Source organism: Deinococcota bacterium, assembly GCA_030858465.1.
In the GTDB taxonomy this organism is placed as follows: domain Bacteria; phylum Deinococcota; class Deinococci; order Deinococcales; family Trueperaceae; genus JALZLY01.
This window is the reverse complement of sequence record JALZLY010000138.1, coordinates 1-7,818: the sequence shown is the minus strand read 5'-3', so window position 1 is coordinate 7,818 and position 7,818 is coordinate 1. Positions and strand designations below refer to the sequence as shown.

9 protein-coding genes and 1 pseudogene are annotated in these 7,818 nt (G+C 69.1%); 3 read left to right on the top strand and 7 right to left on the bottom strand.

What is annotated here, in order from left to right; all coding sequences use genetic code 11:
- Positions 1-45: 45 nt before the first annotated feature.
- From M3498_06600 to M3498_06575, 6 genes are all read right to left on the bottom strand, one after another.
- A complete protein-coding gene (locus M3498_06600; GenBank protein MDQ3458952.1) occupies positions 46-468 on the bottom strand; it encodes an acyl-CoA thioesterase in 423 nt (140 codons plus the stop codon).
- On the bottom strand, positions 465-2,144 hold the full coding sequence (locus M3498_06595; GenBank protein ID MDQ3458951.1) for an AMP-binding protein: 1,680 nt from the start codon (positions 2,142-2,144) through the stop codon (positions 465-467). The genes M3498_06600 and M3498_06595 overlap by 4 nt, the downstream gene beginning before the upstream one ends.
- The gene (locus tag M3498_06590) at positions 2,141-3,322 is read right to left on the bottom strand and encodes an acyl-CoA dehydrogenase family protein (protein ID MDQ3458950.1); all 1,182 of its coding nucleotides are present in this window, start codon (positions 3,320-3,322) and stop codon (positions 2,141-2,143) included. Before M3498_06590 ends, M3498_06595 begins: the two co-directional genes overlap by 4 nt.
- On the bottom strand, positions 3,322-4,146 hold the full coding sequence (locus M3498_06585) for an enoyl-CoA hydratase family protein (GenBank protein MDQ3458949.1): 825 nt from the start codon (positions 4,144-4,146) through the stop codon (positions 3,322-3,324). Before M3498_06585 ends, M3498_06590 begins: the two co-directional genes overlap by 1 nt.
- A gap of 81 nt (positions 4,147-4,227) precedes the next feature.
- Positions 4,228-4,602: a (2Fe-2S)-binding protein gene (locus tag M3498_06580; GenBank protein MDQ3458948.1), complete on the bottom strand. Its 375-nt coding sequence runs from the start codon at positions 4,600-4,602 to the stop codon at positions 4,228-4,230.
- A 70-nt stretch (positions 4,603-4,672) separates the two neighbouring features.
- On the bottom strand, positions 4,673-5,461 hold the full coding sequence (locus M3498_06575; protein ID MDQ3458947.1) for an ROK family protein: 789 nt from the start codon (positions 5,459-5,461) through the stop codon (positions 4,673-4,675).
- Positions 5,462-5,576: 115 nt separating this feature from the next.
- Between M3498_06575 and M3498_06570 the strand changes: the two are divergent.
- Positions 5,577-5,747, top strand: a pseudogene (locus M3498_06570) (aldo/keto reductase).
- A gap of 34 nt (positions 5,748-5,781) precedes the next feature.
- Here the strand turns inward: M3498_06570 and M3498_06565 are convergent.
- A complete protein-coding gene (locus M3498_06565) occupies positions 5,782-6,063 on the bottom strand; it encodes a hypothetical protein (protein MDQ3458946.1) in 282 nt (93 codons plus the stop codon).
- A 111-nt stretch (positions 6,064-6,174) separates the two neighbouring features.
- On the opposite strand from M3498_06565, the gene M3498_06560 reads away from it, so the two are divergent.
- Together M3498_06560 and M3498_06555 are read left to right on the top strand one after the other, a co-directional pair.
- Positions 6,175-7,389 carry an NAD(P)-binding domain-containing protein gene (locus M3498_06560; GenBank protein MDQ3458945.1) on the top strand — a complete coding sequence of 405 codons (1,215 nt, stop codon included), beginning with the start codon at positions 6,175-6,177 and terminating at the stop codon, positions 7,387-7,389.
- Positions 7,390-7,458: 69 nt separating this feature from the next.
- On the top strand, positions 7,459-7,818 hold a 360-nt coding region (locus M3498_06555; GenBank protein ID MDQ3458944.1), incomplete at its 3' end, for a hydroxymethylbilane synthase.

The following is a 7,818-nucleotide window of genomic DNA, read 5'->3' as shown; positions in this document are numbered from 1 at the left end:
GGGCGGCGTAGAGGCCGCCGGGGCCGCCGCCGACGATGGTGACCTTCACGACGTTTCTCCCGACAAATAGCGGCTCATCCCCGTGCGGAGCCCCTCGGGTAGCGGCAGGCTGTGAATGGCGTTCTTGCCGCGGTTCGAGGCGTAGACGAGCGTGCTCTTCGCCGTGAAGCGCTCCTCGCCCGCGCAGGAGCCGGTGTAGGCGAGGGCGAAGGAGCTTTCGCCCAGCCTCGCCACCGTCATCTCCACGGTGAGCGCGTCGCCCAGGAAACTGGGGCGCGCGAACGTCGCCTCGAGCGCCACCGTGGGCACGCCCACGTCCCGCTCGCCGAAGGCCGCGAAGGGGGCGCCGAGTTCGGCTAAAAAGTCCTCGAGCACGTCGTTCATCATCTCGAAGTAGCGCGGGTAGAAGACGATGCCGGCGGGGTCGCAGTGGCGAAAGCGCACCGTGAAGTGGCGGCGGAAGGTCACGGCGCGTCCTCCGCCGCCCGCTCGCGCAGCCTGAAGCGCTGCACCTTGCCCGTCTGGGTGCGGGGCAGGCTGTCCACGAACGCTATGGCGCGCGGGTACTTGTAGGGCGCGACGGTGGCCTTGACATGCTCCTGAAGCCTTTTGACGAGCGCGTCACTCCCGGCCCGGCCGTCTTTTAAGACGCCGTCTTTTAGGACCACGTAGGCCTTGGGGATCTGACCGCGGATAGGGTCGGGCGCGCCGACCACCGCGCACTCGCTCACCGCCGGATGGGTGAGCAGCGCGTCCTCGACCTCCGGCCCGGAGATGTTGTAGCCCGCCGAGACGATCATGTCGTCGGCGCGCGACCGGTAGTGAAAGTAGCCGTCCTCGTCCCGCTCGTAGAGGTCGCCGGTCAGGTTCCAGCCGCCTTGCACGTAAGCGAGCTGCCGCTCGTCGGCGAGGTAGCGGCAGCCCGTGGGGCCGCGCACCGCCAGCCTGCCGACCTGTCCCGGCGAGAGTTCGCGGCCCTCGTCGTCCACCACCTTGGCCTCGTAGCCGGGCACCGGCTTGCCGGTGGCGCCGGGACGGATGTCGCCTTCTGCAGCGGAGATGAAGATGTGCAGCATCTCGGTGGCGCCGATGCCGTCGATGAGCTTCAGGCCGGTCTCGTTAAACCAGGCGTCCCAGGTCGCCTTGGGCAGCGTCTCGCCCGCCGAGACGCACTTTTTGAGGCTCGAGAGGTCGCAGCCTGAGTCGAGCATCATCCGGTAGGCGGTCGGCGAGGTGAAAGAGACCGTCGCCCCGGACCTCTCGATGGCCGCGGCCAGCTTGGGCGGCGAGGGCTTCTCGAGCAGGTAGGAGCTGGCGCCGACGCGCATGGGGAAGAGCACCAGCCCGCCCAGGCCGAAGGTAAAGGCGATCGGCGGCGAGCCGATGAAGAGGTCGTCCGGCTCGGGCCTCAGCACCTCCCTGGAGAAGGTGTCGCAGATGGCCAAGACGTCGCGGTGAAAATGGACCGTGCCCTTGGGCGAGCCGGTGGTGCCGGAGGTGAAGGCGATGAGGCAGACGTCGTCCGCGGCGGTCTCCACCGCCTCGAAGTCCGGCGGCTGCTTCGCCATCAGGCTTTCCAAGTCGCCGCCGTAAAAGTAGTGGACGCGCCCCAGGGTGTCGCTCCCCGCCGCGGCGCGCTCCACCTCGTCCCTCAGCGAGGCGTCGCAGAGGGCCAGGCGGACCTTGGCTTTGTCTGCTATCGTCCTCAGTTCCTTGGCCCGCAAGAGCGGCATCGCCGCCACCGCGACGCCGCCCGCCTTGACGACACCGAACCATGACGCCACCATCATCGGGTTGTTGGGCGCGGCCAAGAGCACACGCTCGCCCGGCACCATGCCGAGGTCGCGCACCAGGACGCGGGCGACCCGGTTGGCGTTCTCCTGAAGCTCGCGGTAGCTCCAGTCGCCCCGCTCGCTCCGCAAGCAGGGTCCGTCGGCGAAACCCGCCGCGACCTGAGCGTCGAGGAGTTCCGCCGCGCAGTTCATCCGCTCGGGGTAGCCCAGCCTGTCCAAGTTGATGAAGTCGGGCCACTGCGCCCTGGGCGGCAGGTTGTCCCGCGCGAAAAGGTCCTGGTGGGCAGTATAGGAGTGGGCAGTATAGGAGTGGGCAGTATAGGGGTGGTCGGGGTGGTCGGTGCCGCTCATGCTCCCTCCTCGAAGGCCCTCAAAACCTGCCTGGCGATGACCTGTCCCTGCACTTCCGAGGCGCCCTCGTAGATCCTGAGGGCGCGGATTTCCCGGTACAGCCTCTCGACCATCTCGCCGCGCCTCACGCCGCGCCCGCCGTGGAGCTGCACCGCAGCGTCGATGACGCGCTGCGCCGCCTCGGTGGCGTGGAGCTTGGCCATCGCCGCCTCGCGCGTCACCCGCTCGGCCACGCAGTCCCTGGTCCAGGCGGCGCGGTAGACGAGCAGGGCGCTGGTATCGACCTCGAGCGCCATCTCCGCCAGCCTGGCTCGGGTGAGCTGCATGTCGGCGAGCGGCGCGCCGAAGAGTTCTCGCCGGGTGGTGTGCGCCAGCGCCTCCTCGAGCGCGCGCCTCGCGAAGCCCAAGGCCGCCGCGCCGACGGTCGAGCGAAAGACGTCCAAGGTCGCCATCGCCACCCCGAAGCCCGCGCCTGCCGCGCCGACGAGGTTCGCCGCCGGCACCCGGCAACCCGCGAAGCGCAGCCGCGCCAGGGGGTGCGGGGCGATGACCTCGATGCGTTCGGCGATCTCGAGCCCCGGCGTCTCGGCGTCCACGACAAAGGCGGAGAGTCCCTTTGCCCCCGGCCTCTCGCCGGTGCGGGCGAAGACGAGGTAGAAATCGGCGACGCCGCCGTTCGAAATCCAGGTCTTCTCGCCGTTCAGGAGGTAATGGTCGCCATCAAGAACGGCGCTCATGGCGAGGCTGGCCACGTCCGAGCCCGCCTCCGGTTCGGAGAGGGCGAAGGCGGCTACCTTCTCCCCCCTCGCCACCGCCGGGAGGTAGCGCCCTTTCTGCTCCTTTGTCCCGAAGAGCGTTATAGGCCCCGAGCCGAGCCCCTGCATCGCAAAGGCGAAGTCGGCCAGGCCGTCTTGGGAGGCAAGCGCCTCGCGCGTCAGGCAGAGCGTCCGCACGTCGAGGCGGCCCTCATACGAGACGCTGGTCTCGAGCCAGCCCCCGCGCGCCAGCTCCCCCACCCAGCGCCGGCAGAGGGCGTCTACATCGTCGCCGTGTGGGTCGCCGTGTGGGTCGCCGGGTGGCATGCGCCTCGCGGCGTCCTTGGCCCAGGCGCGGATCTTAAGCGCGTGCGCCTTGTGCGCGGGCGTGAGAAAAGGCCAGTCGAGGTAGGAGCTGTCCACTAGTCCCCCCTGAAGACGGGCGTTTCCCTGGCGACGAAGGCTTGGTAGGCGCGGCGGAAGTCCTCGGTCTGCATGCACAGCGCCTGCGCCTGCGCCTCGGCCTCGAGGGCCTGCTCGAGGCCCATCGTCCACTCCTGGTTGAGCATCGTCTTGGTCATGCCGTGGGCGAAGGTCGGGCCGGCAGCGAGGCGGCGCATCAGCTCGTTGGCCTCGGCCAGCAGCTCTCCCGCAGGAACGAGGCGGTTGAAGAAGCCCCAGCGTTCGCCCTCCTCGGCGCTCATGCCGCGGCCGCTGAAGAGGAGCTCCGCGGCGCGGCCCTGGCCGATTAGCCTGGGCAGCATCGCGCAGGCGCCCATGTCGCAGCCCGCCAGGCCCACCCGCGCGAACAGAAAGGCGACCCTGGCCTCCGGGGTGCCGAGGCGCAGGTCGCCGGCCATGGCAACCGCCGCGCCCGCGCCGACGCAGACGCCGTCCACGGCCGCCAGGACGGGCTGCGGACAGGCGCGAATGGCCTTGACCAGGTCGCCCGTCATGCGGGTGAAGGCCAAGAGGTCCTTCATGCTCGCGCTGGTCAGCGGCCCGATGATGTCGTGCACGTCGCCGCCGGAAGAGAAGTTGCCGCCCGCGCCGGTGAGGATGACGCCCCGCACGTCCTCGGCGTAGACCAGCTTGCGAAAGAGGTCGCGCAGCTCGGCGTAGGAGGCAAAGGTGAGCGGGTTCTTGCGCTCGGGCCGGTCGAGGGTGACGGTGGCGACGCCGTCCTCGAGCCTCCAGAGAAAGTGCTCGGCCCGGTAGTCCGCCAGGGGGAGGGAAGTGAGCTTCATTGCTGTGCCTCGACCTTTCAAAAGGATGCCGCATGGGCAGGTTGTGGACCGTGCTTTCGCTGACGTGGGAGCCAGAGCAGCTCAGGCGCTGCGCTCGAGCTCGGCTCTCGAAAGCCACACCGCCTCGGGCTCCACCTCGGGCGCGGGCGCCGGGCCGGTGTCGGGCCAGCCCTCGGACTCCTTGGTCTGGAGCGGCACGACCTCCATGTCCTGGCTGACGGTGAGCTGACAGGACAGCCGCACCTGGCCGAGCAGGCCCCGTTCGGAGAGCTTCTCGTACTCGGCGCGGGTCATCTCGGCGGGCTCGCCGGAGACGAATTCGACGCGGCAGGTGGTGCAGCGCGCCTTGCCGCCGCAGCGGTGGCCGATCGCCACGCCCATCTCTTCGGTGGCCAAGACCAGGCGCGTGTCCTCGCTGAAGTCGGTGGTGCGGCCGTTGACGGTGAGCTTCGGCATGGTTCCTCCTCTTGAATGCTTGCAGCTTAGCGCGAAACGGCGGCGGCGCAAACGGGGCGGGCTTACGCTCTCAGGTCTGCTGGGGGGTGTGAGGCGCCTGTCTCCTCGCGGCCAAGGCCACCCCGATGATGCCCGCGTCGTTTTGGAGCTGCGCCGGGACCACCGGCGCCTTTACGCTCAGGAGCGGCAGGAACTTGTCGTGCCTCTTGCTGACCCCGCCGCCGAGGATGAAGAGGTCGGGCGAGAAGAGAAAGTCGAGGTGCTTCAAATAGCGATCCACCCGCGCCGCCCAGTGCTTCCAGGAGAGGTCCTCGCGCTTGCGCGCCGCGTTCGAGGTGGTGGGCTCGACCTCGCGGCCGGCGAGCTCGAGGTGGCCGAGTTCGGTGTTGGGCAGGAGCCGGCCGTCCAAAAAGACCGCGCTGCCGATGCCGGTGCCGAAGGTCAAGACGAAGACCACCCCGCGCTTGTCCCGGCCCGCGCCGCAAGTCATCTCGGCGAGGCCGGCGGCGTCGGCGTCGTTCATCACCAGGACCGGGCGGCCCGTGACCCTCTCGAAGAGCGCCCTTGCATTCAGGCCGATCCAGCCCTTGTCCACGTTGGCGGCCGAGAGGGTGACGCCGTTCTTGACGATGGCGGGAAAGGTGCAGCCGATGGGGCCCTGCCAGGCGAACTCCCTCGCCATCTTGGCGACCACCGCGGCGACGGCCTCGGGGGTCGCGGGCTGCGGCGTGTCGATGCGCAGCCGCTCGGTCTTGAACTCGCCCCTGACGACATCGACCAATGCCGCCTTGATGCCCGACCCACCGATGTCGATGCCCAAAATTTCGCGGTCATGCTCTGGCACGTTATGCTCCGACACAAGGCATTATAACGCAAAAACCCTCGAACGGCGCGGTGCCGGGGCGTGTCCTACGGTGAGCGGAGGCACGGTTGGGGATAATGAGCCCATGATCAAGCTCACCGAACGACAAAGGGTGCCCGCCCTCGGCCTGGGCACCTGGCGGCTTTGCGGCTAAGACTGCCGCGAAGCCGCCCGCGACGCGCTCACGCTCGGTTACCGGCACATCGACACCGCGCAGGGCTACGACAACGAGGCTGAGGTCGGCCAGGGCATCCTGGACGCGGACGTGGTGCGCGAGGAGATCCCCATTCCCCGAACAGGCTTACAAGATCATGGGCTTAGGGAATCAGGCTGTACTCCTCGGGCTCGCCGGTCGCGCGAAAGAGTGCCGTGGAACGGCCGCCCAGGCGAAAGATCGAGACCATGACGATCACTCGGTAGCGCCTGGCGTGGTCCTTGGCGACGCCCTCGAAGCGGACGGGCTTGCGCGCTTCGGCCATCATTCTGAGCTTGTCGCCGTCGCCCTCGAAGAGGCCAAAGATGAGCTTTTCGCCGCTGGGCTGGTTGCGGTATTCCGCCGTGCCCCTGCCCTCCAAGTCCCCCAAGCGCGCCTCGTCCACGGCCCAGTCTAACCGGATTGACAGGATTGCGCGGTCAAAGGGCGTTCGCTACGGAGTTTGGTGAGCCCCCGTGACACTTTCTTGGAGCCATTCCGATTTATAATCAGCTCAGTGGAACGACTGGCGCTTATCGGAGTATCACACCGCCGGGGGGGCGCAGCGGCCCTCGAGGCCTGGCAGCGGGACCTGGGCGCCCACGCGCCGAGCGACCTGCTCGCACGCGGTTTCGCCGAGGCGGTGACGCTCAGCACCTGCAACCGCTTCGACCTGGTGGTGGTCCTGCCCGCCGGCATGCCGGTGGACGAGGCCCGGCACCGCCTCAGCCCGGCGGAGATGGACTGGGTGAGGCCTTATGCCTATCTGGGCGAGGCGGCCCTGGAGCACATCATCCGGGTGGCGGCCTCGCTCGAGTCCCTAAACCCCGGCGAGGACCAGATAGTGGCGCAGGTGCGCGAGGCCTTTGCGCTGGCGCAGGCCGTCGGGAGCACCGGGCCGGTGACCTCCTTTGCCTTCAGCACCGCCCTGCGCATCGCCAAGCGGGTGCGGCGGCAGGTCGCCCTGGCGCCCATGAACACCTCGCTCTTCAGCCTGGCCAGACCCGAGCTCGAGCGCCATCTGCCCGAGGGCAGGGCCAGGGTGGCGGTGGTGGGCGCGGGCGAGATGGGCGCGCTCGCCGCCAAGGCGCTGGCCTGCCGCCCGGCGACGGAGCTCGTTATCGTCAACAGGCGTGCCGAGCGGGCGGAGCAGCTCGCCCGGCACCTGGGCGTCAAGGGCCTCGCCCTAAGCGACTTTTTGGCGGCGCCGCCCGAGCTCGACGCGCTCATCTGCGCGACGCCCGTCAAGGATCTCATCGACGAGAGGGTCCTGGCGAGGCTGCCGGAGCTCAAGATCGCTGTCGACCTGGGCGTCCCCCGCAACGTCGAGGCCGAGGCGGCCAGCGCGCGCGGACTGCTTGTGCTCGACGTGGACAGCCTGCAAGACGTCGGCCAGAGGCGCCGCCAGGCGCTGACCGCGAAGCTGGCCGAGGCCGAGGCAATCATCCAGCACGACCTGGAGGCGGCCATGCTCGAGTGGACCGAGCGGCAGCTCGGCCCCTCGATCAAGCGGCTGCGCGAGCTCTACCTGGCGACTATCTTAGCCACCGTCGGCGACAGCCTGGCCGAGGACGAGGCGGCGAGGCTGGCGCACAAGTTCGCCCGCGTGCCGATCAAGGGCCTGCGCGCCGTGGCGCGCGAGCACGGCCTCGAGGCGGCGCGCACCTTTCTCGACGAAACCGGGCTTTGGGAAACCGGGCTGTGGGAAACCGGGCTTTGGACCAAGGCTTGAAAGCCGAGCTTGGAGCAGCCGTGGGCATGACCCTTCGGCCTTTGGGAGTGTGTTGTGCCTAGAGTAAAGGTGTCTAGAGTAAAAATCGCCACGCGCGGCAGCGACCTGGCGCTGTGGCAGGCCAACTGGGTCAAGGGCCGGCTTGAGGCTTCGGGCGCGGCCGTAGAACTCGTTATCGTCGAGACGCAGGGTGACCTCGAGCAGGTCGCCTTCAGCCGGATGACGGGCCAGGGCTTCTTTACCAAGGCGGTGCAGGACGCGGTCCTGGAGGGTCGCGCCGACCTGGCGGTGCATTCGCTCAAGGACCTGCCGAGCGAGAGCGCGCCGGGGGCGCGCATCGCCGCCGTGACCGCGCGCGAGGACCCCCGCGACCTGCTCCTGGTCAGGCCGGAGGTTTGGGACGCCCACGGCGCCCTGCTGCCGCTCTCC

Excerpts from the sequence above, each read along its gene's own strand:
- M3498_06580 (MDQ3458948.1), bottom strand. The coding sequence starts at position 4,602 with ATGCCGAAGCTCACCGTCAACGGCCGCACCACCGACTTCAGCGAGGAC.
- M3498_06585 (MDQ3458949.1), bottom strand. The coding sequence starts at position 4,146 with ATGAAGCTCACTTCCCTCCCCCTGGCGGACTACCGGGCCGAGCACTTT.
- M3498_06595 (MDQ3458951.1), bottom strand. The coding sequence starts at position 2,144 with ATGAGCGGCACCGACCACCCCGACCACCCCTATACTGCCCACTCCTAT.